Raw genomic sequence first — 26,680 nt, forward strand, 5'->3', positions numbered from 1 at the left:
CACCTCTAATACAATCCCCATTCGGCAAACTTCTCAAAGCCACCGATGGAACGAATAAATGCTCTCGCTTCTTCTACGATTTCTGCATAAGGAATGCCGCCAATCATCACATCACCAATTGCACAGCAAATTTCCACAGGCTTTCCTGTTTTCTGTGCTTTCAAGAATGCATGGATGTTTAAAGACACATCTGCTTTCGACAAATCCTTACCATGTAATCCACCACCTGTTACTGCATCAGCCATATCAGAGCCTAGCTTTCGATTGGTAGCACCTGTATCTACATCCGTACCACCAGTCCAGTCACCGATAGGGTTTACTTCCGCAAAGCTGTATTTCTCTTCCAGCTTAGTTCTGTCTGCATTGCTCTGACAGATAATAAGTCTGCTGCCATCAAGGATGTATTTACCATCAGTCGGATACTCCTCATAAATCTCACGGGCAATTTCAGACAGAGTTCTCTGTTCCTTTGTAAGAGGCATACCTTTGAAGATACCATTATCTCCACAACGAACCTCTACCGACTGATTATGTGAAAGATGCACATCCTGTGGAACAATCACAATATCAGTTTTCATTTCTCCTGCAATACGCTTGATTGCCTGTTTCACTACTTCCTCAACAATATGAGCAGAGGTTTCGATAATCGCATGGCACACATCATGTCCAATTAAGACCTCAACTGCAATCTTAGGATTTTCTTCTGTTTCATAAGCCAAATCAACAATGGCTCCTGCTATTCTGTCAGCCACCTTGTCCGGATGGCTTGGATTTACTTTTTCAATCATGTTATATTCCTTTCCGTGTACGAAGGAGTCTTTCCATCACATCGTCCTGTGGTGTTGCCCCGGAAAATTCCACCGAGCAGTTCTCCTTTACCACTTGAAAAATCTGATACCAAATCTGATTCACTTGTTTCATGTACTGCTGCGACATCGCAACATACGGACTGGCTATGGCATTTCCTGTAGTTGGGTGCTTTGCAAGGAAGCCAAATTCACTTATGCATTCCTCACATTGGATCCAACGGGACACGCTCATCGCATACTGTTCTATAAGCTGTATGTTAACGAGTCTTTCACAGCCTCTCTCTTTCAGCCAGTTCCAAGTTTCCTTATACACCTCTGCTGCACAGAGGTCTTTGCCAGCTTTCTGTTTGGATGTTAAATAATCTTTGATTGGCGGAACATCCTCGCCTGTGAATGTAGGCGGGTCTGGTAATGAAATAACGGTAGCTGACTGTCCATCGTTCATTTTGTCGACCAAAGCCTTGGACTTTCGACCTGCTCCTACACGGGCACCGCCACGGTTTGTTCCGTCTTTTGCCATGTTTTCCTCACTTTCTAACGATTGGGGGTTTAATACCCTGTTTGATTTCTATAAAATGCGCGTGTGACCCCCACCCCGTTGCACACTATATTAGCTGTAGAGATTTGAACCGCCCCTACCCGCTGTTCTTATGCCAACGGTCTCCTCGTTCTGCGTGGATTCTTGAATGGCAAGACTTACATAAAGAAATAAGGTTGCTTCTGTCATGTGTTCCACCTTCTGCCAAAGGTTTGATGTGGTGTACTTCTTCCACAGGAACGTACAATCCTTTCTCCAAACACTTCTCACACATTGGGTGGCTCTTCACATAAGAGTCCCTTATCCTTTTCCACACTCGTCCGTACCTACGGTTTACAGCAGCTTTGTCTCTGTCGTAAGTCTCGTAGCGTTTGTTCTCTTCCTTTTGATGTTGCTCACAGAACCTTCCGTATGTAAGGTTGGGACATCCCGGCTTGGAACACGGACGTTTTGGCTTCTTGGGCATCCTACTCACCTCCTACTGTTTTTAGGCATAAAGAAAGCCCTCACAGTGGGGCTGCCACCATGAAGGCTGTTCTGTTATCCATTTTGCTATGATAACAATATCACATATGGGAGTCGGACATTGCTGGACATTTACGGACATTTACGGACAACTTATTTTATTTATTGCCCTATCGTGCCATCTTCTAATGGTTCTTTCATCAGCGTGAAGGACATCCCCAATCTGTGACCACGTATAGTTTTTGATATAACGGTAGGTCAAAACTATCTGTTCATCGTGGTTCTCCAATGTACCGATAACCTCCATGATTTCCTTCTTCGTAACAAGGAGGCTTTCCAACTTCTCCATATACTCCCTTTCGTACTCATCAATCTTAAGCAGGGTCTTGATATATGGGGCATCTGTATTTTTAGTCGCATTATAATGTTCTTCAAGACCAGGACTTCCAACCGATGATGCCAGTTCTCTTAATGTATCAATCTCCTCTTTCAAAAGGGCGATTCTTTGTTCCAAACGATAGGCTTGGCTTAAATATTCTCTTACTGTCATGCTTAAACCTCCTCATCCAATTTGCGAATCAGCATTTCGGGGTCGATTTCTGTAAGAACACCAAACCAATCGGAACGAAAGAAGTTTAATATTTCCTGTTTCTTTATTTCCGCATCTTTATTTGCCCTTCCTCTTGATAATTTCTTAAGGGCATCTCTGTAATCCTTCACAGCCTGCAATATAATCGCATTCGCAAGTCCTGTATATGGATCCTCTGTATTACTTCCTTGCATTCATCAATACCTCCGAAAATTTTTATTTCCCTTGGATTGACTCTGATTGTCTTTGATTGTCATTGATTGTCATTGATTGTCATTGATTTAGGTCTGCTTTAACCGCATCGATTAAAGCCGCCTGTGTATTGTCCTTATCAGACAACGCTTTTACGATTCGTTCATCTATCGTACCCTTGGATATAAGGTGGATGATTTTTACACAACTTGCCGTCTGACCTTGTCTATACAGACGGGCATTTGTCTGTTGGTATAATTCCAACGACCATGTGATTCCGAACCACACAAGAGTTGAACCACCACTTTGAAGATTAAGGCCGTGACCTGCTGATGCCGGATGCACAAGTGCCACAGGAAGTTCTCCCCTGTTCCATTTTTCGATGGATGCATCTGAATCCAAACGCTGATACTGCACTCCCAAGGATTTTAGTCTTTCCTCAATTCGGATAAGGTCGTGCTTATACCAATAAGCAACCATAAGTGGCTGACCATTGGCTGCCTCGATAATATCTTCCAAAGCATCGAGCTTCTTATCATGGAATTCGATGTAGCTTTTATCATCGGTATAAACTGCACCGTTAGCCATCTGCGACAGCTTTCCTGAAAGTGATGCAGCATTGGATGCTGTAATTTCTCCACCGGGGAGACTTAAGACAAGGTCTTTTTTCATTTCTTCGTATGTATCCAGTTCACTTGCACTAAGGTATACCGGATATTCCGTACTTAGAAGACTAGGCATTTCCAAGTAGTCGGTAGCTTTCATGGAGATTGTGATATCATCAATCTTCTCATAAATCTGCTGCTCGGCTCCCGGTAACAGCTTGTAGGAATACACAATAGGTCCATTAACCCTGTCCGGCTTAAAGTAATTCAGTCGGTACTGACCAATGAATCTTCCAAGTCTTGCTCCCATATCAAGCACCTTATATTCTGCAAACAAGTCCATCATGCCATTGGATGACGGTGTTCCGGTAAGACCAACCATTCTCTTAACCATCGGTCTTACTTTCATAAGGGAACGGAATCGTTTGGACTGCCAGTTCTTAAAAGAAGATAGTTCATCAATTACAACCATGTCATAGTCAAAGGGCTGTCCACTTTGTTCAATCAGCCACGGTACATTTTCACGGTTGATGATGTAAATATCTGCATCCTTCTGTAATGCTTTCTTTCGTTGTGCTACTGTTCCAACCACTATGGAATAGCGTAATCCTTTGAGATGCTCCCATTTCTCTATCTCTCCGCTCCATGTATGCTTTGCTACACGAAGGGGTGCAATAATGAGAACCTTGGAAACCTCAAAGCTGTCATACATTAGTTCCATGATGGCAGTAAGGGTAATACTACTCTTTCCCATACCCATATCAAGCAGGATTGCTGCTATGGGATTTTTCTTTATAAACTCAATCGCATACTCTTGGTACGCATGAGGCTTATAGCATAATCTCATCTAATATTCCTCCAATCTGGCTCATATCGTCCAACACATACACACGGAATCCTAATCTGCGTAGTAGCTTGTGTCTTGAAACCTGTAAAGGTCTTGGTTTCTCTCCCGGAGCCTTAACTTCCACAAAGGCAAACTTTCCACCAGGTAATAAGACAATTCGGTCTGGAACCCCATCAAATCCTGGGGACACCCACTTAGGACAAATGCCACCACGCTTTTTCACTTCCGTGATTAACTTCTTTTCTATCTGTTTCTCTCGCATCGCAATCCTCCATCAAATTTTCCAAAAGTGATGGTCAAGAACCTCATTTCCTAAACTCCCCTTATATCAATTTTTTCTATTTTTTTATCTCTATAGGTAACTTTAGGAATAGACTGTAACGACCATCACAAATGGCTAAAAATAAGGGTTTTGTGCAAATGCAAGCCAAACACAAAAAGTTAGTATCTGACTTGCACCGACCTGCACTCTTAAAAGTTAAATGAAATCATTTCCCATTTTGAGTTTCACGCCATGCACCATCACACCCTTGTTGGTTTTGTGTCGATAGAATCCTGCTTTATCAATGGCAGAATAAAAGTCCGTGGTACTACGGATATACTCTCCGTTCTGAATGCAGTAAGCACGATATTGCTGATAGAACTCTCCTGACTTTTCCTCAAAGGAGTCATCCACTTCACAGCACTCGGCAATAAAGTGTCCAAGCCAGTCATTGTCCTCACGGTAGGCTTCAACCGCATCTCTTACGACCTTCGGGTCAGCCACCTTATGATTTGCTTTGCTTACCTTTTCTGCCCCTTCAATAATCCACTTCATAATTGCGGGACCGGCATTCTCAAAAAGGTAATCAGCATAGTTCTTGATGTCAGAGTTGCCCTTGATTTTTGCATTGAATGGAATGACCTTTAATCGTCTCCAAATACCGTCATCATTGGCTCCGACACGAGGTAAATGGTTGGTGTACAGCACGACCTGATGGGCAGGCATAAAATGGAAGGGATCCTTATATTTCTTACATGCCTGTATTTCATCCGTGGAACAAAGTTGCTTAACCATAGCTGTATTAAGACGCACACCTTCCTGCATCTCGGATGCAATGATGAGTCTTTTGCCCTTAAGCTCCGCCATCTCTGGCTGTGCGTTTACCTTGTTTCCCATCGTGAGAATGTCTGATGAAATTTTCCCGCTATAGGTTCCAAGCACACGAGCAATGGTGTTCCAAAAGGTAGATTTACCGTTTGCACCATCTCCGTAGGCAATGATGATGAACTCCTCATACACCTTGCCAATTGCTGCAAGACCAATAACCATCTGTACATATTCGATGAGTTCCTGATCACCGCAGAAGAATGTCTCTAAGGCCTCAAGCCAAATATCCATACCTTCATCTCCCGGAGATACTTCTGTAATTTTGGTAATAAGGTCGAATGGGTCATGTGGTTGCACACCTGCCATTCCCTTTTCCAAGTTGTAAGTAGCAAATGGTGTATTAAGAAGAACTGGGTTCTTATCAAGGTCGGAAACCTTAATGGTAACCATCGACTTAGCCACATTCAGAGCCGAAGTAATATACTTGTAATCTCTGCGTTTCATAGTGAAAGCCATGTACTTTTCAGCCGCAAGCAACGCATAGAACAGACCGAGCTGGTCTCCTTCTACTTCCTTTGCTACCGCCTTTGAACCTGCCTTCACGGTGGACTCGGCAATACCTGCATCTATCAGTTGTTTTCTTACTCTTTCCAACTCATCGTTGGCATCTGCAAGCTGAAGGTCTAAAAATTCCACACAGGCTCCGACAGCCATCTGCTTATCTTCCACCCACACCTCTCCGTCAAAACGAATAAAGTCTGTGGCAGCAGTAAACTTAAGTTCATCCCCGTACTCCCTACAAAGCACACGAGCCTGTCCGACATCGGAATAATCATCCGGCTTTAGGGAATCACCTTCTCCACCACCGAAATCATCGTTGTAGTCATCCGGCGGAACATATCCATCCTGCCCCTGTATCTTCTTTGCAAATTTCACAGCACTGTACCAGATGGTCTTAAGTTCCTCATCTGATAATGGCGGGTCACACTTTTCAGCTTCTTCGAGAAAAATCTCGTGTGCTTTGTCTGTGGCTCCGTAGCGTTTCACTACTCTGCCTGCAAAACGAGAAAGGGTATTGTTTCTCGTACCCGCTTGGATAACTCCACCTGTGGATGTATCCTCTTCGTCTTCTTCAATCTGTACTTCTTCATCAATCGTTACCCAGCCTTCATGCCACACAACCTCGGTACAATCAGCACCATAGATAAAGCGAGCCGCATCTAATGCGTTTCCATCGAATACCGGGAAGGCTTTGTGGATGGCTCTTTTTAATGCTGCGTAGTCATCTGCATGGGTACACACAGCAATTGGGAAGTAAACGTGGTACTTCGGTCTTGGTGCCTGTCCGTCTTTTGCCAACATATGATGGCGGCTAGGTGCCAACGCATAGGAAATGTCCGGCATCATCTCGTCCAACATATCTGCCGTAACCCAGTCAGCAGGATTATCTGAATGGTCGTTATCCAAATCCATGACCACTACATCCGACTGAATGAAGTTACTGACATTTCTGTAGTTCTTCTGATATTCAGCACAAACGTGGTCGAACTTTACTGCATCAATCAACCCCTCTGCACTCGTTACCACGCATTTCTGTGGGTAGGTGCAGTTCTTGGCATTGCCGACACAGGCTGCGTTAAAAATTGTTAACTGCATTTTTCTTCCTCCTTTAAATCCTCCGTGAAATAACGGATTGTCATTCTTTTCTGTTTTGCTCTCGCAATTTCTGCTTCCATTCCTTCTGAAATAAAAGAACCGAACACCCAAATCTCTAAACAATGTGCAAGCAGAATCATATCCATCTGCATTGCAAGGTCTCTTTCTGTCTTTTCATCCATGTATTGAGGAAGTAATAAATGCGGTGCTATCGGAATTGCACCTTGGTCTACAGCAAATCTGCTGTACTTTCGAGCCTTCAGCGTGTTCCCTTCTATATCCCCAGAATACGGAGAACAGATATAAACAATCGGTCTGAACTTCTTTTCTGCCTTTTCCATATTGGCTATTGCCCGAAAAGGAACTGGGTCGCTATAGCCCTCTGCGTTTGTATAAGTTATCCCATCTGGACTCACCCCTTTCGTTAAAAAATTATGAATTTATCTCTTCACTATCCTTGGGTCACGAAGTTTCGTTTTGAACGGAATTATTTTTAGAAAATCGAAAATTTTTGAGTTTCTTCCTTTTATATGCAAAAAACTGCTATGAAAAATTTTCAAAAAAGTCTCGTTCAAAATCGAATTTGCTGACCCAAGGATAGTGAGAGGCAATGAAGCCACAAAAAACTTCCTGAAAAAAAGTCAAAAAAAAAATCCGTTCAAAACCGGATTTACTGACCCAAGGATAGTGAAAGGCAATGAAGCCACAAAAAACTTCCTGAAAAAAAAGTCAAAAAAAAATCCGTTCAAAACCGGATTTGTTGACCCAAGGATAGTGAAAGGCAAAAGACCCAATCAGAAAGGTGGTGTTGAAATGGCAGCTGATAACAGGGAAACATTCATCGAATCATCGATTGATGAAGAACTCGCAGACGTGCTTATAGCCATCAGCGTAATAACCAAAAGGCTGGCACGAAAAATCACAGAAAATCATATGTCAAAAGGAGAAAAACAATGCACGAAAACAACGGACTAACAGGCAAGACAATCAATGTCAAACACAAACACGGTCACACCGATGCGTACCCTTGGAATGGAATCGCTGTTCCGGTTCTAATTACGGAAGAACACACAAACTTCTATGTTGGTACTGTCCTTCCACATCACGCACCTGGAGGATTTGGAATATCCCAACCTTATAACGTGACTCTGGACAAGCATGACCTTAAGGTCGGAAATCTCATCATCGTAGGAGGAAAGTAAAAATGGGAAAAATGAAGGAACTTTCAGCAATTTTGGACAGCATGGTCGAGTGTGGCAACGCATTAGTAACATCTGCCAATGCACTCAAAGACTTATGCGAAAACATCGTATCTTGTGGAAACACACTACAGAATGCGGCTAACGCACTTAAGGATTTCTACTCTTCTGTTACAGAAGAAGAACCAAAAGCTGCACTTCCTAAAAAGGAAACCACACCAAAGAAAGAAACTGAAAAGACATATACCCTTGAGGAAGTCAGAGCCATTCTCTCTGCAAAATCCAAAGCCGGATTCAGAGAACAGGTAAAAGAAATGATTACAAAACGAGGTGTAGATAATCTCACAAAATTGGATTCATCGGAGTATCCATCCCTTGTTAAAGAAGTGGAGGGACTCACCAATGGCTAAACACGCGCTCTTATCAGCATCAGCCAGTCATCGTTGGATAAACTGTCCACCAAGTGCAAAGCTGTGTGCTGTTGAAGAAAATAAATCCAGTCCGTATGCCCAGCAAGGCACGGACGCACACGAACTCTGCCAGTACAAGGTAGAACACGCATTAGGTAAAAATGTATCTGACCCTACTGCAAACCTTGAGTTCTTTGATACGGAAATGGATTACTGCTCCGACCAATACTGCTCCTATGTTATGGAACAGTTGGCGGCTGCAAAAGAACTCTGCAATGACCCTGAAATCTTAATCGAGCAACGCTTGGACTTCTCCAAGTGGGTGCCGGAAGGTTTCGGTACTGGAGACTGTGTCATCGTAGCCGATAGAGAAATCCATGTAATCGACTACAAACACGGACTTGGGGTTCTGGTATCGGCAAACAACAACTCCCAAATGCTGTGCTATGCACTTGGAGCATTGGAGTTGTTCGACGGAATCTATGATATCCAAACAGTTAAAATGACCATCTTCCAACCTCGTAGGGATAACGTAAGTACATACGAAATCTCCAAGGAAGAATTACTAAAATGGGCAGATGAGGTTCTTGCCCCTACCGCACAGCTTGCCTTTAATGGCGAGGGAGAATTTAGTGCAGGTGAGCATTGCCAGTTCTGTCGTGTCAAAGCGACCTGCCGTAAACGAGCAGAGGAAAACTTAAAACTGGCTCAGTACGATTTCGAGATGCCTATTAACCTTAACGATACTGAAATTGCCGCCATCCTTTCACAGGTGGACGAGCTGGTATCGTGGGCTAATGACATTAAAGAATATGCACTTCAACAGGCCTTAAGCGGAACAGAATATGAAGGCTTTAAGGTAGTCGAAGGAAGGTCAATCCGTAAGTACACCGATGAGGATGCTGTGGCTTTCATCGTAAAAGACCACGGATTTGACCCTTACGAGAAGAAACTTCTCGGTATCACAGCAATGACCTCGCTTCTCGGTAAGAAGAAGTTTGAGGAACTCTTAAGTGGACTAATTGCCAAGCCACCGGGCAAACCAACACTCGTGCCAATCTCAGACAAACGACAGGCAATGAGTACAGCCAAAGAAGATTTCAAAGAAAATGAAGGAGGACAAGACAATGGCTAATATGAGTATTCCTACTAAGGTAATCACAGGCGTGAATACCAGATGGTCCTTTGTTAATGCATGGGAACCAAAATCAATCAATGGAGGTGCACCTAAATACAGCGTGTCCCTCATCATCCCAAAGGATGATATTGCAACTATCAACAAGATTAAGGCAGCTATTCAGGCGGCTTACGAAGAGGGCGAGTCTAAACTTAAGGGTAATGGAAAGACAGTTCCTGCTCTCTCTGTTCTTAAAACTCCACTTCGCGATGGCGATTTGGAACGTCCAGACGATGCGGCATATGCAAATGCATATTTCGTAAATGCTAATTCCGCTACTGCTCCTGGTATCGTAGATGCAGACAGACAGCCTATCATTGAACGTTCAGAGGTTTACTCTGGTGTATATGGTAGAGCATCTATCAACTTCTACGCATTCAATTCAAATGGCAATAAAGGTATTGCCTGCGGATTGAATAACTTGCAGAAGATTCGTGACGGAGAGCCTTTAGGCGGCAAGTCTCGTGCAGAGGATGACTTCGCAACTTCTGATGAGGACGATTTCCTCTCATAAATAATTCGTAACCAACTGGTGGCACAATTGGTATCCACGTGGTGGCAAGGCAAACCGCCTTGCTGCCACTATTTTTTTTAATAGGAAGGTGACAAAATGCGTAAAATTGGGACTTTATCGATTGATATTGAAACTTATTCAAGTATAGATCTGGCAAAATGTGGTGTATATAAATACAGTGAATCCTCGGATTCTGAGGTTTTACTCTTTGCATATTCTGTTGATGGCGGATCCGTTATTGTAATTGATGTAGCAAACGGAGAATCCATACCGGATGAAATATTACAAGCACTTGTTGATGATTCCGTTATCAAATGGGCATTCAATGCAGCATTTGAGAGAGTGTTCCTCTCCATTTGGCTAAAACGTAACTACCCGGAACTCTTCTGCTCTTACAGTATTCCGGAAGATTCCGTTGGAAACTATCTCGACCCATCTGCTTGGAGATGCTCCATGATCTGGTCAGCTTACATGGGACTCCCACTCTCGTTAGAAGGTGTCGGTGCTGTTCTTGGATTAGAAGAACAGAAACTAAAGGAAGGCAAAGACCTCATTCGTTACTTCTGCAAACCTTGTGCAGCAACCAAGGTCAATGGTGGCAGAACCCGTAATCTACCAGAACACGCACCGGATAAATGGGAATTATTCAAAGCCTACAATAAAAGGGATGTTGAGGTTGAAATGAATATACAGAAGAAACTCTCCCACTATCCTGTTCCTGAATTTGTGTGGGAAGAATATCATCTCGACCAAGAAATCAATGACAGAGGCATTGCTCTTGATATGGATGTTGTGGAAAATGCTATTAGAATTGATGCTATCAGCAAAGCAACTTTAATGGCTACCATGCAGGATTTGACAGACCTTGAGAATCCGAACTCCGTAGCACAAATGAAAGGATGGCTTGCAGCCAAAGGAGTAGATACCGACTCCTTAGATAAAAAGGCTGTTATCGAATTACTTAAGACCGTACCAACTGATGTGGCTGATGTTCTTACACTTCGTCAGCAGCTCGCCAAATCATCTGTAAAGAAATACCAAGCCATGCAGAATGCTGTGTGTGACGATGGACGAGCAAGAGGTATGTTCCAGTTCTATGGTGCAAATAGATCAGGCAGATGGGCAGGTCGCATCATTCAGTTACAGAACTTGCCACAAAATCATATGGAAGATTTGGATGTTGCCCGTGACATTGTAAAATCCGGGGACTACGAAATCCTCAATATGTTCTATGATAATGTGCCGGGTGTTCTCTCTGAACTCATCCGTACAGCCTTTATCCCTCGTGAAGGATACAAATTTGCTGTAGCAGACTTTAGTGCTATTGAAGCAAGGGTAATCGCACACTTAGCCAAGGAAAGATGGCGTATGAAGGTTTTTGCTGATAACGGAGACATTTACTGTGCTTCTGCATCTGCGATGTTCGGTGTACCTGTTGAAAAGCACGGTCAGAATGCCCACCTTCGTCAGAAAGGTAAAATCGCAGAATTAGCGTTAGGTTATGGCGGCAGCGTGGGAGCATTAACCTCTATGGGTGCTTTGGATATGGGACTTGCCGAAGAAGAACTCCAGCCACTTGTTGATGCTTGGAGAGCTGCCAACCCAAACATCGTACAATTTTGGTGGGATGTTGACAATGCAGTAAAACGTGCTATTAAGGAGCGTACTGCTACGAAGACCCACGGCATCCGCTTCATCTACAAAAGTGCCATGCTCTTCATCGTTCTTCCATCCGGCAGACGATTGGCTTATGTGAAACCTCGCATTGGAGAGAATAAATTTGGGGGCGAGTCAGTCACTTACGAAGGTGTGGGTACAAATAAAAAGTGGGAACGCATCGAATCATACGGTCCCAAATTTGTCGAAAACATCGTACAGGCAATCAGCCGTGACATTCTCTGCTATGCACTTCGTACCTTAAGCCACTGTTTCATTGTAGGTCATGTACACGATGAAGTTATCATCGAATGCAGACAGGATGCATCCTTGGAGGCTATCTGCGAACAGATGGGACGTGTTCCAGAATGGATTGAAGGCTTACTGCTCCGTGCTGATGGCTATGAAACACAATTTTATAAAAAGGATTAAAGCAAAAGCCGGGCATCATACCCGGCTATCCTTTTAATCTAATTTCTTTTTCAATTCCTTAAGCAGCTTGTCCTTTCTGCCATGCAAAGTTGTCTGTGGAATTCCAAACTCTGCTGCCATCTCACGTTCCGTCTTTTCCTCTGCAATTCCCTTACAGATACGCTTCTTTTCATCTGTTAATTTCTCACATTCTGCAAGTAAATCTTTAACCAACATAAGGTCTGAAACTACATTAGCTGGGTCGTTTTCATCTGTTGCAGCATCATAGCCTTCTTCTACAAGCGCATCATAAGAAGTTTCATTTTCATTCTGTCTCTGCATCGCACGGATATCCTTTCTTACCATTGCACATAATCCATCCGTCATACGTTTTGCCTCAACCGCTGAATCACCTTCCATAATCGCATAATAGCGACCAACACCATGCATCACAATCCAACGAACCGGAATCCCCAGATTTTCATAATACTGAATTGTTCCGTAGTCTTCCTCAAGAATTGGAATGTAGATTGGATTGTTAATAGTTACTAAATTAGCCTTCTTTGTCATTGTTTGTCCTCTTTCCGCCCTGGCTACGCCACCAGACGAGGACACCAACAACCGCACGACAATTAAGCGGGGATTTATCAAACCCTACAAAAGACCTTATGTCTTGTAGAATTCAATATGGATCCTCGCCTGACGTCGCGCGCCGCTAGGCTATAAATATTTTTTTATTTGAGCAAATGCTCAGTTCGACCATCACTTCGTGATGATTCAACTCAGAACTTGCTAAAATTCTTCTGGTATAATTCTAAAAAAAGTTGTATGATATAAGCAAAACTCATATTGTAATAGTTTTTTACATTTCATATACGGAAAGGGCATGTATTATGAGTAATCTGAATATTGATATATTAAATCAAAATATCCAAACCTTAATGGAACAAGAAGGTCTTACTCAACAACAACTGGCAGAAAAGATTGATATGTCGCAGCCAAACTTTAGTCGTGCTTTCAACAATAAAGGTGGACAACGATTTACCTTAGAACAAATCTGCAAAATTGCTGACCATTTTCAAGTTTCCGTAGATTTTCTTCTTGGTTTTGAAAAGCCTACAAACAAACTATCCGAAAAAGAAATATGTACACTATTTACTTCTCTTTTGGAGCAACGAAAACTTGTAAAATTTGATATTTCTCGTGAAGAAGAAATCTATACACCATACAAAACATTTGATGGGTATCCAGATTGTAATACTGAAAAAAAACACATACAGTACAACGGCTTTCTTTTTCCTAGTTACTTTGACATTGGTCCTACTGACCGCTACACTGAAGACCAGTTGGATGATTTTCAATCTGACATCCTCTATGGCGGAAACAGTGATGAATCCAATAAACGTATAAATGCATTCTTTGATAGGTACTTCCAAATCTACGATATGTATTTGCATAATCAAATCACTAAGGAGTTCTTCCATGAAATAGTTGATAAGTTCCTTGCTGACCTATCATAATTATCTTTTTATTTTTATTATCGCACTGATTTTTCGTTTGCCCATCAAGTGCCACTTTAAGTAAAAAAGGCATAAAAATAAGGGTTCTCACGATTTTATTTTTCTTAAAATCGTGAGAACCCTTATAGATTCTGATGAGTATTTTAAAGTCGCACTTTAAAAATTTCTTTATTCTTTTCTTTCTGGTAATTTCAAATTTACATGAGCATCATCAATTTTGCTTTGCCACTCTTCCACAGAATCGTCTGGATGATTCCAAATTAAAAACTTAACAAAATATGCTACTTGGTCGTATTTTTTATCAAATCCAGCTTTTGCCAACAAGTCTTCCATAAAAACAGGATTCATATACAATGCTTTACAGATAGCCACTACATTTGCATACTTTTTTTCACAGCTTCCTTGGTTAATATATTTACTTATAGTCTGTGTAGATATATTACTCCTATAACTTAATTCCGACTCATTAACATCTAATCTCTCCATGTGATACTTTAATGTTTTTCCGAACCCTTGTGGTAATTCTTCCATAATTTCAGCAATTTTTCCGGAAGAAACAACAACCTTTGAAAGTTCATCTCTTCTAGTAATTTTGCCCTGATTATCCTTATGGTTTGGATTATAGTTTGCCTCAATAAATGTATCAGAAGTAACATCTCGGCACAAAAAACATCTACGATAGAAAGTATCACTATAACTCGTACTTGCACTAATGTTCCTATCAAACACAAAACAGCACTCATCTACGTGTTCTAGTGCATACCTTGTAAGAATAGGCATATCATTCTCATTAAGTTCTATATATTTGGCTGTGTTCAAACAAACCATGCTATTTGCATATATTATCTTACCATCTATAAATAATTCTCTTAGTACAGGATCCATAAAAATGACAAAAATTGCATTTTTCTCATCAATTACGAATGTTTGGTTCTTTCCCAATGTTCCCTTTGCAAAAGAGAATGGTGGAAGATACTTTCCATCTGAGAACACCTGTACACCATGAGCCTCATCATATCCTAACTCGATTACTCGAATTTTAGCAGCAATAGCAGATACCATAAAAAAAGTAGCCAACTCTCCTACTGCAAGTTCCATTAATTCAGCGTTTCGCATCATTGGATATTCGGCATGAAGTCTATGTAAGCATTCATCTAATTTTCTTTTGGTCATTTCTGCTGGCATAAGAATACGAGGTGCAAGCTGATTTGCCTGCCACTCCATCCATTTCAATGCAGGTGCATCTTGCGGAATTCCCTCATAAACCTCAACTATTTCACAAGAAATATGATTACAGTCTCCTTGCAGAATTTTTTGCAATTCAAACGGTTTACGATGTCTATCCCAATGTACACACTCATGAATAATCGTGTTATTTGCTGTGCCAATATTATACATAAAATAGACATTTGGATTTATCAGCATTGTTCCCGGTTCTGTTACTATTTCGCAAGTTTCCTTGCGTAAAATATTAGTATATACAATGACCTTCTCGGATCCAAAATAAGTCTTACCAAATACACCTTCTTCCAATGGAGCAAAATATAGCTTCATCCCCATAGAAGCTACAATCTCTTCTACAGGTAATGCCATTGGCTGCATGAGTGCCTTCGGATAATGTCTACGCAAGAAATCCTCTGCATGACGTTCTACATCTTCTTCGTACATATAAGGTACAAGATTTTGGCTAAGACTTCTATCTCGTTCATAACGACTTACATCATACTCTGAAACATTGGTTATTCTCACATTGTGCAATCCGTTCTGTAACAATGCTCGGAAGAATATATTATAGCACTTGCAGTCCTCAAAGGTTTCCTGTCCATATCTAGTTTTTCCCGCTACTTCTATATCAGCATCGACTGTGGCACGAATCTCCAGTTCATCATTTCCCATATCTTTAAAGGTAACTCCAGATACATGAATATCTTGTAAACTCACCCAAGTAACATATGAAATTACATCATTTTCAAAGCTATCCTTCGGTTGCGTTACAACAAAGGAAGATAGCCTTGCCATCATATCATCTATAAAATTGTCTTCTAGATATGCTTTGAACGATTCGTATTTTGCCAATATGTAGTCCTCCTCACACAAATGTCTTTTAAATCTCTTATAATTCTAGCAACCCTATATCAATCTTTCCCTTTGCCAAATAACGTTCATATAACATACTTGCTGGGATAAGACGAATCTGGATGTTCTCCAATCCAAGTGCCTCTAACATAGGCATTCTTGCTGTTCCCTTTTTTATAATCTCATTCTTTTCCGTAGGCATCAAAAAGCAATTCTTTACCACTGAAATATTATGAGCCTTGATAAAGTCCTTGTATGCCAACTGATACAGATACTGCTTCGTAACATCTCCAACACCTGGATTGCCACGAAGGGACTTTCCTTTTTCAAGCTGAATATTATAATACTTCGCATCGAAGATAATAAAATGGTCTGTACCATTTATCTGTGGAATGCTAATCAAATCTGGGATAAGCGTATCTGCAGCATCCACCTCTTCCATATCAATTCCCTTCCACTTCGGCTTTTCTATAATATTGATGAGAGCCTCGGAACTTCTGCTCTTAAATTCATCTGCCAAAGGCACTGACATTTTCAACTGACCGAGTGTAGTGTTCAGCTTATTATCAAATACATCTGCACACACTTTCTCCCATACCGCATGGTAAGCAGTTGTTCCGAACATACTGATACCATCATTCTCTTCCAACATTCTTCTTTCTTGCGAAATATATGTGTAGATAGTCTTCAGAAGTATCTGCCTACGGGTATTAAATTGTATATTTAACTCTTTGTGCAAACGCTCAAGGATATAATCCTTGTCACCAAAATCAAGTAATATTTCCTCTGACAGTACCAATTCGTCTATGCCAAATAACTCATCCAATTGTGCATCGTGGAGCTGCTTGGAGCATTCCGTAAGAACACACTCGTGGAGTCGCTTGAAATAGTCCTTATCATCTTCCACCGTTTTACCCGTGTAAAGTTCCATGTAATATGGACGTTTATCTTCAATCATGGCAAAACTCTCATCAATGGTCTTGCCCCACAGAATTTCTCCTTCCCCGTTTATTTCGATAATATCCTCACTATTCGTATAGATACCATATTCATAATAATCGTTGAGAAGAAATAGGATAACAGCCAGTATATTAAAACTACGGTTATCCCCATCTCCGTTGAAGATATTTATTATCTGCTCCTCCGAATTGCTGTATCTCTCCAGTACCTTAATCACTTGCTTCATTTCGGTCAGTGGTTCTTTCTGTGACAGTAGATACTTCGGATATACCTTGATAACTCTGCTACCAGAAGTGATAACCCCCACATAGGTAAATACATATAGGCAATCACCGCTTTCAGCTGTCTCATCGGTAATTTCTATATCCTCATCAAGCAAATCGGTCATTTCAAGCTGTGCTGTGTTATTCTTCACGCTCTTAAGCACACCATAGGCTTTAAGGTTCTTGATGAACTTCTCCACCCCGGCTTCATCAAAAGAAAATATATTCTTCAGTTCGTTCTTGGTGTAGCGTTTCTGCTCCCTAACGTAACTTGAAACTATCTTCATTCCTAATCTTCCTTATCGTAAAAATCTTCTCTGAATGTTGCACCAAAAATTTTAGTACCAATCTTATCAAAAGCATCACACACAGCAGAATATTTACCAGTATCTGGGCAACCATCAAAGAAGCGGTGTTTACCCTGCTTTACCGCATCCTCATACAAATACATGATTACCTTGCTCTTAAACGCAGCAATAAATGCCTTTTTATCAATAATCATACCGTTTTCATTAGATGCTATTGCCTTCTTAGATAAGAAGAATGGACCCATCAGCTTATCTTCGTTAATTTTAAATTCACTTGATGACATCTTTGCATTAATAGCCTTACGCAGACGATTCCATTCGATTGTCTCATCAGAACCCTCAAGGATAATTTTTCCGATATCAGCAATTTTTTCTGCATTCTCATCAATGCCAAGATACTCAAAATTCCATCTTCTCTTGAACGCTGTATCCATTGGGAATACGCCCTGATCTGCACTATTCATTGTAGACCAGATAAACATATTGTCTGGAATACGAATACGGCTATACGCTTCTGGAGAACCACCAAGTTCCTTTGCAAGGTATTTCTTTATATCCTCTGATGCTTGGATATCATATTCACTAACACCGTCTTCATCACGGTCAAGCAACTGGAATACATCACCAAAGACAGCCGCGACTTTTGCTCGGTTAATTTCCTCAATAATCAGTATATGAGGCTGTGGCATTAAGTCCCTTGCACTCTTTAATGCAGAAACGTACATCCTCATAAACGGTCCCGGCACATACTCATAGGCAATTTCACTCTTTTTGCTTGCGTTCTCTGAAACGTTTACATACGGTCTAATTGCTCTGCCATGATTTCTTTCTACGCTATTATCTCCAATTGCCTCTGTACCATCTTGCTTTTTCGTTTTGAAACTATCATCACAATACAATCCGAGAAGAATTGGAAGCCTTGTTAATCCGTCTTCTTTGAATCGTTCGTAAAGCAAATCGTACTTCTCTTGTGCGGTTAGAGCATCATTTCTTAAAACTGCAAGAATTTCTTTTTTATCTGCATCCAACTGTACCGCGGGTTCAGCCTCTATCATCGTTGGCTTATATGTACCCACAAACTGTGAATAACTATATTCCGGATGAAAGGTCACCCTTTCTACCACAGTGCCATTATAGGATTCTGTAACTTTTTTAACGTCCTCTTTTAACAAATAGCTTTTTCCTGTACCAGGAGCCCCGAAAACGATACGATTTCTTTCAAATGATGTTTCCAATCCCGTCTTAAATACTAAATCCACAGTTTCCTCCACCTCGGTTCTTTCTTCATCCTTCTGGTAAGTGCCACGCAATAATTCTGCTACGGCAGACTTATAATCATTAATTGCCCATATTGACATTGCTGTCTTAAGGGAGTTATGTAGGTCAGATGACAACACACTTCTGCTAATATTTTTCTTAAGCCATTTAACTGTTCTTGTGCTTTTATAGTCAGCACTCTGATTTGGATTATCCGTGTCATTATAGAAATATTCTGATTCTATTCTACCGATATGAAATTCGGAAGGTTCTGCAAAAATAATATAATCGCCAACTTTTACGTCATTGATAAAACGCCATACCTGTCCGATATCCTGACCTCTTCCTATGCCCTTCTTATCAAAATATTCATCATATCGAACAGCTAATGCATCCTTACTAACTATATCAGACAAATCTCCCATAGCAGACCAACCTATACAGACATGAGGATGCTCGTCCGATAATGCATCGTTTTTCTCCTTAATATGAATACCAAATAAATTATGGTTAAAAACATCTTCACTATCATCTACATCTTTTGGCTCAATTACATCATCTATAATTTCTGGCATATCCATATATTCACGATATGATTCAATAGTAGAACCTTCCCAAAAGGTATCACACGTAATAATATCAAATACATCTGCTTTATTTTGGTTGGAAAGCTCATCATTATCAATCACATATTTGCCTTCCTTTTCTGTAATACATCCCGACCACTGTAAAACCTTTAACATTTCTCTAATTTGTCGGTCTTCATGTTTCCACTCATGTTCGCTCTCGTCTACGCTAACACTCACTGGATAATTACCTGTCCTTCTATAATCCAAAATATCAGAAATCAACTGTCCAATGTCAGGATTCTTTTTCTTTGCAACATTCTCATTATAAAAAATGAAATCCTTTATTTCTTCTTTAGTCAAATAAGCAATCAAACTGCCATGTAATAAGTTCATCGTATACAAAACTTTTACAATCACTCGCATCGGAGCCAATTTAATATTATCTTGCTTACTCTCGTTGTACGCTGCTGAAGTTCTCATATTAGGAAACTGAAACTTTTTAATAAAATTCAGTACAACAGCACGGGTATTTCCTGCCGCAGCAGCCTTGGCACAATTACTCTTTTCATTCAGAGTAAAATAGAACCCCAAAGTCATCATATTATTATTTGCACTTTTATCCTCTGCTGATGTCGGAACTGTATTTGTGGTAAAGCAATATCCTGCCTTTTTTAATGATTCATCAAGTACCGAAATTCTCAAATCATTTGTAAACAAATAATGATACACGGACTACACCTCCATTTCTTTTAACAAATCAGCAACTGCTAAAGCTACAGCCTTTGCAAGTTTTGGTGGCACCGCATTTCCAATCATCTGGTATGCATTCCCTTGCGAACCCACAAAATCAAAATCATCATCAAACGACTGCAACCTTGCAGCCTCTCTAACCGTAATTGAACGACTCTGTTTTGAATCATAGTGGATAAACCGGTTCCCATCCTTATAAAGGTGTGCAATTATAGTAGTGCTTGGAAGATCTGGCTCCAACACATGGTATCTATGAATTGGAGACTTAGACCCTACTTTTTCTTCATACAATTCGCTAATTTTTTTACTATCATATTCTCTATTTCCAGTTTCAATATCTTCGGCTAAAATTCTAAATGTATCCATATCACGTAAATTGTGATATCGTGGTTTATGCCATGTCACAATGCTTTCAGGTATCGAATGTGATTTTCTTCGAGAATGATTCTCCGTATCATAAAACGGAACACACGCTGGCAAATCCCCTATTGCCTCTTTAACCGTGATAATTCTCTCCCCCTTATATTTAGGGAGCAACTCCTTATAAAAATTTACGAGATATTCTTGAATATTACAGTATCGTTTTTTATCAATACCAACAATAATCATCCTCTCTCTATTTTGTGGAACAGAATACTCACTTGCATTAATCTTAGCAATCCGCAAATCATCTATTATTTCGTAGCCAATATCGGCAAAACCTTTCCTTATCAAATCAGTAATCGGTGTACCATCTGGAGCTGCACTCAAAATTCCCGGCACGTTTTCAAAGACAAATAATTTAGGTCTATATCTATTAACTACATTCAAATAGTGCTCAAACAGATAATTGCGGTAATCATCTCGCATACCATTTTCGTCTCTTACTCTCCCCGCCACTGAATATGCCTGACATGGTGGTCCACCAATGATAATATCTATACCATTTGCTTTATTGACAAAATAATCCAGTCCCCTGTTTGTACCGAATTCCTCATCTTCCCATCCACCAAAAAGTTCTTCTTCTCTTTGGATATCAAAATGCATTACTCTTTCATCAGCATCTACTATACCCCACTTTGTTTTCAACCTATTTACCAGTGTGTTTACTTGCGGTTTAAGCCATTCAACTGCTGCAACATCTTCATATTGACCACTTTGAAGGAATCCGTCCTCAAGACCACCACATCCGGCAAACAAATCAATGATTTTATACTTCGACATTATTCTCGTCCTTTCAGATAATCTTTCAATTTAATAGCCACCACCTGCCCTAGCATCGGTGGAACAGCATTTCCGACTTGGCGATACTGCTCAGATTTATTTCCGTAAAAAATGAAATCATCTGGAAAACTCTGCAATCTTGCACTTTCTCTCACCGTAGGTATTCTGTTCCACTTATAATGAAAGTGCGACCTATGCCCTGTATTAATTGTATTAGACGGTTTCTTACTATGATATCGAGTAAGGGCCTCATGATATTTATATATTCCCTGATACTCTTCTGGTAAAGCCTTATAATTTTTACCTTCTGGTACTAACGAAATCATGCGCTTTGTTTTTTCTATTGGAATACTCCCAATATGATTACGAACTGTATGTGAGTTTTTACGCATCAGTCTTTGATACGCATTCTGTGGCTCTGAAATATAGCTCTGTTCCTCTTCTCCGTATATTATCTCACCTTCTGCTGTTTGTAATGATGGCAAATCGCCAATTGCATCCTCGCTAGTAACATAATTTTCCTTATCAACAAACGCTTCTGGAAATTCGAACTCAGTATCCGAATTTCTTAATCCAACAAAGAAAACACGCTTTCTTATCTGTGGAATTCCATAATCAGGAGCATACAACAACTTCGGAGTCATTCTATAACCAATCTCTTTAAAATCCTCAATAATTCTCTTTGCTCCTATTCCACCATTTGTTTGAATCATACCTGGAACATTTTCCAAAACAACAGCTTGAGGCTGTAATCTTTCAGCCAATTTCACCATTGCAACATATAATGAATTTCTCTTATCATTCATATCTCTTGGTCCAGCAATGGAAAATCCTTGACATGGTGGTCCACCTACTAATACATCAAGCTGAATATTTTTTTCTGCTAAATAATCAACAATAACATCTATATTATCATGATTAAACAAGTCTAATTTCATTGATTCAGCCGTACCATGATTAGCTTTAAATGTTTTTAGAGCTGCGTCATCGAAATCAACACCTAAAACAACATCATATCCAGCATCATAAAAACCACGGGATAAACCGCCCGCCCCGGAAAACAAATCTACGCAAGTAAATTTCTTACTCATAAAACTATCCTCATTTCATCATTTTTTCTTATTTTCTTTTTTTCTATAATCAACAGGTTTCGGACAATCTTCTGGTATTGCCCATACTTCCCCAACTTTAAAGGCACCTTCAATTCTATCTTCAGAACATAAAATCTGAACTCTTCTTTGAGAAATGCCCCATTTTTCTGCTGCTTGGCTTGCACTCATGTATCCCATACAATACACCTCCATTATCACATATAGTATTATATTCCACGGGACGAACAAAAGCAATATTTATGACTCGCATTCTGCTAAAAATTTGGTGCAGCATATCATCCATTTATGATATACTACACCTATAACAATCAACATAATTACGAGGTACACTATGCAACTTGAATTAGGATTATTCGACAGAAAAATTTACCTTATTGCCTTAGAACTTAACCAGCCATTTACCATTGATGACTGGACTTCTGCTGTACAAGCGGAACACCCGACTTGGACTAAAAAGAATATACAAAATCGTGTAAAAAATATGCTCCGTCAAAATCTTCTATCCAAGCATCGTAAAGGCTTTAAATCCTACTACTCTTGCTTGGTTACCCGTGATGAATTTCTTGCAGCAGAATTTGTTTCCACCGGAAACATCGATATTAACAATAATCCTTTTATGTTAGGTCTCTAATACCAAGCAACCGTACCCTGTTCTAACACTGTGCCTTCATCATAGGCCTCTGCAATTTTGCTCATGGCATGGGAAGCATAGTAATAAAAAACATCATCCTCTGTCGCTGTCGGTAATTCTGCCTCAGTCAGTGGCGGTTCTCCATTTTCTTTACGCATTTCATTGATGCTATCACGTAGTTCGTTTAGTTCTGATGCCGGAATATGCCTTAGAGAATCTCTTTCCGCAGGCTGAACAATAAAAATTTTCTCTTCATCGATGTTAATTCCAATTATTCCAGCAGAACTATTCTTATCATTCTCTGGGAAATATTCATATCGTATTTCCTTTTCTGCCTTATACAGCAACTTGAATGTAACCATATCTTCCTCTCCTTAAATCCCCTGATATGTACCAGATGTTTCTTTTGAGCCAATCAAGATACCCTGTTCAAATTCCAACTCATAAGTTTCATCGTATGAATGTGGTCCTGTGAATGCTCTACCCAAGAAACTCTTATTTAGATGCTTGCCGATTATAATTGTTCCAGTATAAGTCACAGGCATTTTCAGCTTGTTATATACATGGAAATCGCCCCATCGAGATTTATCAACTGCCTCAACGCCATTTATAGATGGGTAAACATCGTCCTCACAATTCACTTCTAGTTTATCAATAAATAGTTGGCTCTGCTTTACTGAAAAATGTATGATAAACCCCTTCCAACAAGCTGTATGAGGAGCTTCTGGCTTTAAACCAAATTTTTCAGGGTCGAACAACTCATACACATCACTTGCAGCTATAAAAATATACTCTTTTTTATTCCAATCAAATGGATCCGTCATTTGCTGTGACATACACCCACCTGCCTTTATTCAGATAAATCAAGGTTACGTTCCATTGTGTGATAACCCTCCATACCTTCAGTAACACCCTGAACCATAGTTTCTTCTTTTAGTTCACAAAGTACACCCTGTGGTATTACATATTTTACTACACCAACCGCAGTATCGGCAATACGGTCATATAGCCTACCCGCACTCATGCTCTCACCTTGTACCGTGTATGGACTGTTAGCCACATATCCAACATGACCTAGACCTTCCAGTTCTACTTTAATTGCCTCTGTGTCCGCTTCGTTATCTGGTTCTTTAATCAATTTCACTTCCATGCCCGGTTCGAAAAATTCCTGACCGTAATGATGCTTTGTACCCGTAATTGTAAAATAGATTTTCTTCATAGCGTCTTCCTCCATATTTTCTATACACCTTTTAACAACTCGCCTAATACAACAAATGGGAACACTAAAATACAAATTATAACTAACATATCCATCCCTCCTTTGATGGTGCTGTTTTTTTTGTTGATTTAAGAATATAAAATTTGCTGTCCCAAAAACCGGACTTATACTCTTCAAAATTGACCTTATTGACCTTTTATACAAATTATGATATATTTTTACGCGAACACCTGTTTGCTTTTAAGAAGGAGGGATTCTGTGGCTGCAATCATATCACACGGACTTAGTGACTGTGCACACTTAAAAATAGTATCCGTGATTTCTTCATTCGATTGTGATGGAAATATTATGCCTCTATATGTTAGAATTGGAGGAGAATCATTAAAAATTTATAATGCTTATCAGGCCGACTCTACCTTTAACCTACTCCACTTTAAATGTGAGATAATGGATTACGATAGGGTCAAACCAATAAAGTTGACATACCACATCAATGACCATCGTTGGAGTATGCCACTTCAATAATTACACATAACACACATAACATAACACGAATAGAGTAAAGGAAGATGTTTACTAGGCGTATTGCGTCCATCTAAACATTTTCCTTTTTTTATGCCCTCTTATGCGGTAATACAGGATTGGAAAGGAGGTGATGCCCATGCGAGTCAAATCTACTGACAGGAGGTACATAAGAAATGGCAAAGAGACTGGACGCTGCACGAATAGAGAAAGCCCGCCACAGTAGCGAGAACTCTAGCAACCGCCGTGAAGAAGAAAAGCAACGTATCCAAGATACCATTGCTAAAAACCGATCTGGCGAAAGGCGAGGCAGGGTTATTATGCCTGAAAAGAAAATGTACGCATTTCAAGAAGCTAAAAAGATTCGTGTTGCCGCATACTGTCGTGTAAGTACAGCAGAGGAAGCACAGGTCGGAAGTTTTGAAATGCAAGTACAACACTTTCAGTCTGTTATCGATAGTAATCCTAATTATGAATTAGTCAAAATCTATACAGACGAAGGAATCTCAGGCACATCTATTAACAAGCGTAAAGGTTTCCAAGAAATGATTGAGGATGCTTGTGCAGGCAAAATCGACCTTATTCTGACAAAAAGTATCAGCCGTTTTGGTAGAAACATTGTAGACATTCTTACTACCCTACGACAGTTGGGAGACTTGAATCCACCTGTTGCTGTTCACTTTGAGTCAGAAGGTATCAACACAAGTGATGCCGGAAACAAGTTACTAATATCTATCCTGTCAGCTTTAGCAGAATTGGAGAGCCAACAGAAAAGTATTGCTATCAAGGAAGGTATACGATACCGAATGCAAGAAGGTCTTTATAAATTCTCGGTGCGAAACACCATCGGATATTATAGAGATTATGCGGGTCGTGTAAAAATCGAGCCTGCCGAAGCAGAAATTGTACACTACATCTTTGATAGCTTTACAGGTGGTGCTACTCCACAAGAAATTGCAGATTCATTAACTGCACAAGGCATTCGCTCTCCAAAAGGCAAGGAGTGTTGGAATGTCAGCACAATTAAAGGCATTCTCCGCAACGAAAAATATGTAGGGGATGTTCTATATCAAAAAACATATTCAAAGGATTATTTATCCCATAAGAGCGTCAAGAATGATGATGTATTACCTCAATGGTATTGGGAAAATGTGCATCCTGCCATCATTAAGCGTAACCAATGGCTCTTGGCACAAGAACTCTTACAGAAAGGGAAATGGACAAAACGTGGCAACAAGCCAATTGCTGCCATTCAAAAGAAGTTTACTGTATCGAGAGTTAAATCCGGAGCATTGCGAGGATTCTTCATTTTGGATATGGCATGGTCAAACGATGAACGTGACCAATTTATAAAAATTATAAACAGTATAAACGAGCTGGAAGAAGCTCCAACAGAAGAAAGGAAGTAAAAAACTATGGCACTTAATTTTGCAAATTTAAAACTTGAGGTAATCGACATCACATCTAACTCTACACCAGAAATATATGTTAACAATAATGGTGTTACATTCAGCAAGCGTGTTCTTGAAGATTTAGGTTATCCACAGTATGTACAATTCTATACCGACCCTGAAAATAAAGTATTCGCAGTTCGTCCATGCAAGGGAACAGAAACAAAAGCTACTTCATTTGCCAAGGCTAAAACAGAACAGAAAAACACGCTCTCCATCACAAACAAGAATCTTCGTGAAGTTCTAGTACAACTCATTCCTAACTTCGTAGAGAAGACCCGTTACAAGATTGTAGGCGAATATGATGCTGAAAACAAAATCATGCTTTATGATATGTCCAAAGCAGAAGAAAGTTCCTATCGTACAGGTGATGCAGCTGACGAGAAATAATATTTAAGGTCAAACCTCACAAAACAGGAAATTCCCGTCCATCAATTTGGTGGACGGGAACTCTTTTAACACTAATTTACTTTTTCTAATTGGTCAATGCATTCTTCCATTTCCTGAGTCAAGAGCATTAAGCCATATCCCATATCAAAGACCTCACACTCCACTTCCGAAACGCAATACAACAATGCTTTGATGCCTTTAAGTTTTACAAGCACTTCCTCATGCATATAATCACCTCCAACTACAATAGTAATCATATATTTTGCATAAGCAAGTTATTCTGTTATATTG

30 protein-coding genes are annotated in these 26,680 nt (G+C 40.1%); 10 read left to right on the top strand and 20 right to left on the bottom strand.

What is annotated here, in order from left to right; all coding sequences use genetic code 11:
- Positions 1–5: 5 nt before the first annotated feature.
- From CLOCEL_RS19940 to CLOCEL_RS19980, 9 genes are all read right to left on the bottom strand, one after another.
- Complete coding sequence (locus CLOCEL_RS19940; protein WP_010073996.1) at positions 6–788, bottom strand: S-adenosylmethionine synthetase N-terminal domain-containing protein; 783 nt, start codon at positions 786–788, stop codon at positions 6–8.
- A gap of 1 nt (position 789) precedes the next feature.
- Positions 790–1,329 (bottom strand): P27 family phage terminase small subunit, encoded by a 540-nt coding sequence (locus tag CLOCEL_RS19945; protein WP_010073997.1) that lies wholly within the window; start codon positions 1,327–1,329, stop codon positions 790–792.
- Between the two features lie 115 nt (positions 1,330–1,444).
- On the bottom strand, positions 1,445–1,813 hold the full coding sequence (locus CLOCEL_RS19950) for an HNH endonuclease (protein ID WP_010073998.1): 369 nt from the start codon (positions 1,811–1,813) through the stop codon (positions 1,445–1,447).
- A gap of 141 nt (positions 1,814–1,954) precedes the next feature.
- The gene (locus tag CLOCEL_RS19955; protein ID WP_010073999.1) at positions 1,955–2,362 is read right to left on the bottom strand and encodes a sigma factor-like helix-turn-helix DNA-binding protein; all 408 of its coding nucleotides are present in this window, start codon (positions 2,360–2,362) and stop codon (positions 1,955–1,957) included.
- 2 nt (positions 2,363–2,364) lie between these two features.
- Entirely contained in the window at positions 2,365–2,595 is a 231-nt protein-coding gene (locus CLOCEL_RS19960; protein WP_010074000.1) for a hypothetical protein, read from the bottom strand.
- Positions 2,596–2,674: 79 nt separating this feature from the next.
- Entirely contained in the window at positions 2,675–4,045 is a 1,371-nt protein-coding gene (locus CLOCEL_RS19965; RefSeq protein ID WP_010074001.1) for a DEAD/DEAH box helicase, read from the bottom strand.
- A complete protein-coding gene (locus tag CLOCEL_RS19970; protein ID WP_010074002.1) occupies positions 4,029–4,307 on the bottom strand; it encodes a VRR-NUC domain-containing protein in 279 nt (92 codons plus the stop codon). The genes CLOCEL_RS19965 and CLOCEL_RS19970 overlap by 17 nt, the downstream gene beginning before the upstream one ends.
- A gap of 216 nt (positions 4,308–4,523) precedes the next feature.
- Positions 4,524–6,791: a phage/plasmid primase, P4 family gene (locus CLOCEL_RS19975; RefSeq protein ID WP_010074003.1), complete on the bottom strand. Its 2,268-nt coding sequence runs from the start codon at positions 6,789–6,791 to the stop codon at positions 4,524–4,526.
- Positions 6,782–7,207, bottom strand: coding sequence for a DUF7768 domain-containing protein (locus CLOCEL_RS19980; protein ID WP_010074004.1), 426 nt, complete (start codon positions 7,205–7,207; stop codon positions 6,782–6,784). Before CLOCEL_RS19980 ends, CLOCEL_RS19975 begins: the two co-directional genes overlap by 10 nt.
- Before the next feature lie 184 nt (positions 7,208–7,391).
- On the opposite strand from CLOCEL_RS19980, the gene CLOCEL_RS19985 reads away from it, so the two are divergent.
- The 6 genes from CLOCEL_RS19985 (at position 7,392) to CLOCEL_RS20010 (ending at position 12,179) form a co-directional block, all read left to right on the top strand.
- A complete protein-coding gene (locus tag CLOCEL_RS19985) occupies positions 7,392–7,766 on the top strand; it encodes a hypothetical protein (protein ID WP_010074005.1) in 375 nt (124 codons plus the stop codon).
- Complete coding sequence (locus CLOCEL_RS19990; RefSeq protein WP_010074006.1) at positions 7,745–7,993, top strand: hypothetical protein; 249 nt, start codon at positions 7,745–7,747, stop codon at positions 7,991–7,993. Before CLOCEL_RS19985 ends, CLOCEL_RS19990 begins: the two co-directional genes overlap by 22 nt.
- A 2-nt stretch (positions 7,994–7,995) precedes the next feature.
- On the top strand, positions 7,996–8,400 hold the full coding sequence (locus CLOCEL_RS19995) for a hypothetical protein (RefSeq protein WP_010074007.1): 405 nt from the start codon (positions 7,996–7,998) through the stop codon (positions 8,398–8,400).
- Complete coding sequence (locus tag CLOCEL_RS20000; protein ID WP_010074008.1) at positions 8,393–9,535, top strand: DUF2800 domain-containing protein; 1,143 nt, start codon at positions 8,393–8,395, stop codon at positions 9,533–9,535. Before CLOCEL_RS19995 ends, CLOCEL_RS20000 begins: the two co-directional genes overlap by 8 nt.
- Positions 9,528–10,091 (top strand): DUF2815 family protein, encoded by a 564-nt coding sequence (locus CLOCEL_RS20005; protein WP_010074009.1) that lies wholly within the window; start codon positions 9,528–9,530, stop codon positions 10,089–10,091. Before CLOCEL_RS20000 ends, CLOCEL_RS20005 begins: the two co-directional genes overlap by 8 nt.
- A 96-nt stretch (positions 10,092–10,187) precedes the next feature.
- Positions 10,188–12,179 carry a DNA polymerase gene (locus CLOCEL_RS20010; RefSeq protein WP_010074010.1) on the top strand — a complete coding sequence of 664 codons (1,992 nt, stop codon included), beginning with the start codon at positions 10,188–10,190 and terminating at the stop codon, positions 12,177–12,179.
- Between the two features lie 33 nt (positions 12,180–12,212).
- Here the strand turns inward: CLOCEL_RS20010 and CLOCEL_RS20015 are convergent, their stop codons facing one another.
- Entirely contained in the window at positions 12,213–12,578 is a 366-nt protein-coding gene (locus CLOCEL_RS20015) for a hypothetical protein (RefSeq protein ID WP_242655188.1), read from the bottom strand.
- A 473-nt stretch (positions 12,579–13,051) separates the two neighbouring features.
- On the opposite strand from CLOCEL_RS20015, the gene CLOCEL_RS20020 reads away from it, so the two are divergent.
- Positions 13,052–13,678, top strand: a complete 627-nt coding sequence (locus CLOCEL_RS20020) for a helix-turn-helix domain-containing protein (RefSeq protein WP_010074013.1) — start codon at positions 13,052–13,054, stop codon at positions 13,676–13,678.
- 168 nt (positions 13,679–13,846) lie between these two features.
- Here the strand turns inward: CLOCEL_RS20020 and CLOCEL_RS20025 are convergent, their stop codons facing one another.
- The 6 genes from CLOCEL_RS20025 to CLOCEL_RS20050 are packed head-to-tail and all read right to left on the bottom strand — an operon-like array spanning position 13,847 to position 22,353.
- On the bottom strand, positions 13,847–15,754 hold the full coding sequence (locus CLOCEL_RS20025) for a helix-turn-helix domain-containing protein (protein ID WP_010074014.1): 1,908 nt from the start codon (positions 15,752–15,754) through the stop codon (positions 13,847–13,849).
- Positions 15,755–15,791: 37 nt separating this feature from the next.
- Positions 15,792–17,264: an LlaJI family restriction endonuclease gene (locus tag CLOCEL_RS20030; RefSeq protein ID WP_010074015.1), complete on the bottom strand. Its 1,473-nt coding sequence runs from the start codon at positions 17,262–17,264 to the stop codon at positions 15,792–15,794.
- A gap of 2 nt (positions 17,265–17,266) precedes the next feature.
- Entirely contained in the window at positions 17,267–19,840 is a 2,574-nt protein-coding gene (locus CLOCEL_RS20035) for an AAA family ATPase (RefSeq protein WP_010074016.1), read from the bottom strand.
- A gap of 3 nt (positions 19,841–19,843) precedes the next feature.
- Entirely contained in the window at positions 19,844–21,064 is a 1,221-nt protein-coding gene (locus tag CLOCEL_RS20040) for a DNA cytosine methyltransferase (protein WP_010074017.1), read from the bottom strand.
- Positions 21,064–22,155, bottom strand: a complete 1,092-nt coding sequence (locus tag CLOCEL_RS20045) for a DNA cytosine methyltransferase (RefSeq protein WP_010074018.1) — start codon at positions 22,153–22,155, stop codon at positions 21,064–21,066. Before CLOCEL_RS20045 ends, CLOCEL_RS20040 begins: the two co-directional genes overlap by 1 nt.
- Positions 22,156–22,173: 18 nt before the next feature.
- The gene (locus tag CLOCEL_RS20050; protein WP_010074019.1) at positions 22,174–22,353 is read right to left on the bottom strand and encodes a MerR family transcriptional regulator; all 180 of its coding nucleotides are present in this window, start codon (positions 22,351–22,353) and stop codon (positions 22,174–22,176) included.
- A 154-nt stretch (positions 22,354–22,507) separates the two neighbouring features.
- Here CLOCEL_RS20050 and CLOCEL_RS20055 point away from each other — a divergent pair, with 154 nt between their 5' ends.
- Complete coding sequence (locus tag CLOCEL_RS20055; protein WP_010074020.1) at positions 22,508–22,807, top strand: hypothetical protein; 300 nt, start codon at positions 22,508–22,510, stop codon at positions 22,805–22,807.
- On the opposite strand, the gene CLOCEL_RS20060 is transcribed toward CLOCEL_RS20055, so the two are convergent.
- The 3 genes from CLOCEL_RS20060 to CLOCEL_RS20070 are packed head-to-tail and all read right to left on the bottom strand — an operon-like array spanning position 22,804 to position 24,026.
- The gene (locus CLOCEL_RS20060; protein WP_010074021.1) at positions 22,804–23,169 is read right to left on the bottom strand and encodes a hypothetical protein; all 366 of its coding nucleotides are present in this window, start codon (positions 23,167–23,169) and stop codon (positions 22,804–22,806) included. The genes CLOCEL_RS20055 and CLOCEL_RS20060 overlap by 4 nt on opposite strands.
- Positions 23,170–23,181: 12 nt before the next feature.
- Complete coding sequence (locus tag CLOCEL_RS20065; RefSeq protein ID WP_010074022.1) at positions 23,182–23,643, bottom strand: hypothetical protein; 462 nt, start codon at positions 23,641–23,643, stop codon at positions 23,182–23,184.
- 14 nt (positions 23,644–23,657) lie between these two features.
- On the bottom strand, positions 23,658–24,026 hold the full coding sequence (locus tag CLOCEL_RS20070) for an HIRAN domain-containing protein (RefSeq protein WP_010074023.1): 369 nt from the start codon (positions 24,024–24,026) through the stop codon (positions 23,658–23,660).
- A 698-nt stretch (positions 24,027–24,724) separates the two neighbouring features.
- On the opposite strand from CLOCEL_RS20070, the gene CLOCEL_RS20080 reads away from it, so the two are divergent.
- Positions 24,725–25,957, top strand: coding sequence for a recombinase family protein (locus tag CLOCEL_RS20080; protein WP_010074025.1), 1,233 nt, complete (start codon positions 24,725–24,727; stop codon positions 25,955–25,957).
- Between the two features lie 6 nt (positions 25,958–25,963).
- Positions 25,964–26,389: a hypothetical protein gene (locus CLOCEL_RS20085; RefSeq protein ID WP_010074026.1), complete on the top strand. Its 426-nt coding sequence runs from the start codon at positions 25,964–25,966 to the stop codon at positions 26,387–26,389.
- A 71-nt stretch (positions 26,390–26,460) separates the two neighbouring features.
- Here the strand turns inward: CLOCEL_RS20085 and CLOCEL_RS20090 are convergent, their stop codons facing one another.
- Entirely contained in the window at positions 26,461–26,616 is a 156-nt protein-coding gene (locus CLOCEL_RS20090) for a hypothetical protein (RefSeq protein ID WP_010074027.1), read from the bottom strand.
- Positions 26,617–26,680 lie beyond the last annotated feature (64 nt).

The sequence above is a fragment of the Clostridium cellulovorans 743B genome (assembly GCF_000145275.1).
Taxonomy (GTDB): domain Bacteria; phylum Bacillota; class Clostridia; order Clostridiales; family Clostridiaceae; genus Clostridium_K; species Clostridium_K cellulovorans.

Bases quoted from the DNA above. Each gene is read 5' to 3' on its own strand.
- CLOCEL_RS19940 (WP_010073996.1), bottom strand. From the start codon at position 788: ATGATTGAAAAAGTAAATCCAAGCCATCCGGACAAGGTGGCTGACAGA.
- CLOCEL_RS19945 (WP_010073997.1), bottom strand. From the start codon at position 1,329: ATGGCAAAAGACGGAACAAACCGTGGCGGTGCCCGTGTAGGAGCAGGT.
- CLOCEL_RS19950 (WP_010073998.1), bottom strand. From the start codon at position 1,813: ATGCCCAAGAAGCCAAAACGTCCGTGTTCCAAGCCGGGATGTCCCAAC.
- CLOCEL_RS19955 (WP_010073999.1), bottom strand. From the start codon at position 2,362: ATGACAGTAAGAGAATATTTAAGCCAAGCCTATCGTTTGGAACAAAGA.
- CLOCEL_RS19960 (WP_010074000.1), bottom strand. From the start codon at position 2,595: ATGCAAGGAAGTAATACAGAGGATCCATATACAGGACTTGCGAATGCG.
- CLOCEL_RS19965 (WP_010074001.1), bottom strand. From the start codon at position 4,045: ATGAGATTATGCTATAAGCCTCATGCGTACCAAGAGTATGCGATTGAG.
- CLOCEL_RS19970 (WP_010074002.1), bottom strand. From the start codon at position 4,307: ATGCGAGAGAAACAGATAGAAAAGAAGTTAATCACGGAAGTGAAAAAG.
- CLOCEL_RS19975 (WP_010074003.1), bottom strand. From the start codon at position 6,791: ATGCAGTTAACAATTTTTAACGCAGCCTGTGTCGGCAATGCCAAGAAC.
- CLOCEL_RS19990 (WP_010074006.1), top strand. From the start codon at position 7,745: ATGCACGAAAACAACGGACTAACAGGCAAGACAATCAATGTCAAACAC.
- CLOCEL_RS19995 (WP_010074007.1), top strand. From the start codon at position 7,996: ATGGGAAAAATGAAGGAACTTTCAGCAATTTTGGACAGCATGGTCGAG.
- CLOCEL_RS20000 (WP_010074008.1), top strand. From the start codon at position 8,393: ATGGCTAAACACGCGCTCTTATCAGCATCAGCCAGTCATCGTTGGATA.
- CLOCEL_RS20005 (WP_010074009.1), top strand. From the start codon at position 9,528: ATGGCTAATATGAGTATTCCTACTAAGGTAATCACAGGCGTGAATACC.
- CLOCEL_RS20010 (WP_010074010.1), top strand. From the start codon at position 10,188: ATGCGTAAAATTGGGACTTTATCGATTGATATTGAAACTTATTCAAGT.
- CLOCEL_RS20015 (WP_242655188.1), bottom strand. From the start codon at position 12,578: ATGGAAGGTGATTCAGCGGTTGAGGCAAAACGTATGACGGATGGATTA.
- CLOCEL_RS20020 (WP_010074013.1), top strand. From the start codon at position 13,052: ATGAGTAATCTGAATATTGATATATTAAATCAAAATATCCAAACCTTA.
- CLOCEL_RS20030 (WP_010074015.1), bottom strand. From the start codon at position 17,264: ATGAAGATAGTTTCAAGTTACGTTAGGGAGCAGAAACGCTACACCAAG.
- CLOCEL_RS20040 (WP_010074017.1), bottom strand. From the start codon at position 21,064: ATGTCGAAGTATAAAATCATTGATTTGTTTGCCGGATGTGGTGGTCTT.
- CLOCEL_RS20045 (WP_010074018.1), bottom strand. From the start codon at position 22,155: ATGAGTAAGAAATTTACTTGCGTAGATTTGTTTTCCGGGGCGGGCGGT.
- CLOCEL_RS20050 (WP_010074019.1), bottom strand. From the start codon at position 22,353: ATGGGATACATGAGTGCAAGCCAAGCAGCAGAAAAATGGGGCATTTCT.
- CLOCEL_RS20055 (WP_010074020.1), top strand. From the start codon at position 22,508: ATGCAACTTGAATTAGGATTATTCGACAGAAAAATTTACCTTATTGCC.
- CLOCEL_RS20060 (WP_010074021.1), bottom strand. From the start codon at position 23,169: ATGGTTACATTCAAGTTGCTGTATAAGGCAGAAAAGGAAATACGATAT.
- CLOCEL_RS20065 (WP_010074022.1), bottom strand. From the start codon at position 23,643: ATGTCACAGCAAATGACGGATCCATTTGATTGGAATAAAAAAGAGTAT.
- CLOCEL_RS20070 (WP_010074023.1), bottom strand. From the start codon at position 24,026: ATGAAGAAAATCTATTTTACAATTACGGGTACAAAGCATCATTACGGT.
- CLOCEL_RS20080 (WP_010074025.1), top strand. From the start codon at position 24,725: ATGGCAAAGAGACTGGACGCTGCACGAATAGAGAAAGCCCGCCACAGT.
- CLOCEL_RS20085 (WP_010074026.1), top strand. From the start codon at position 25,964: ATGGCACTTAATTTTGCAAATTTAAAACTTGAGGTAATCGACATCACA.
- CLOCEL_RS20090 (WP_010074027.1), bottom strand. From the start codon at position 26,616: ATGCATGAGGAAGTGCTTGTAAAACTTAAAGGCATCAAAGCATTGTTG.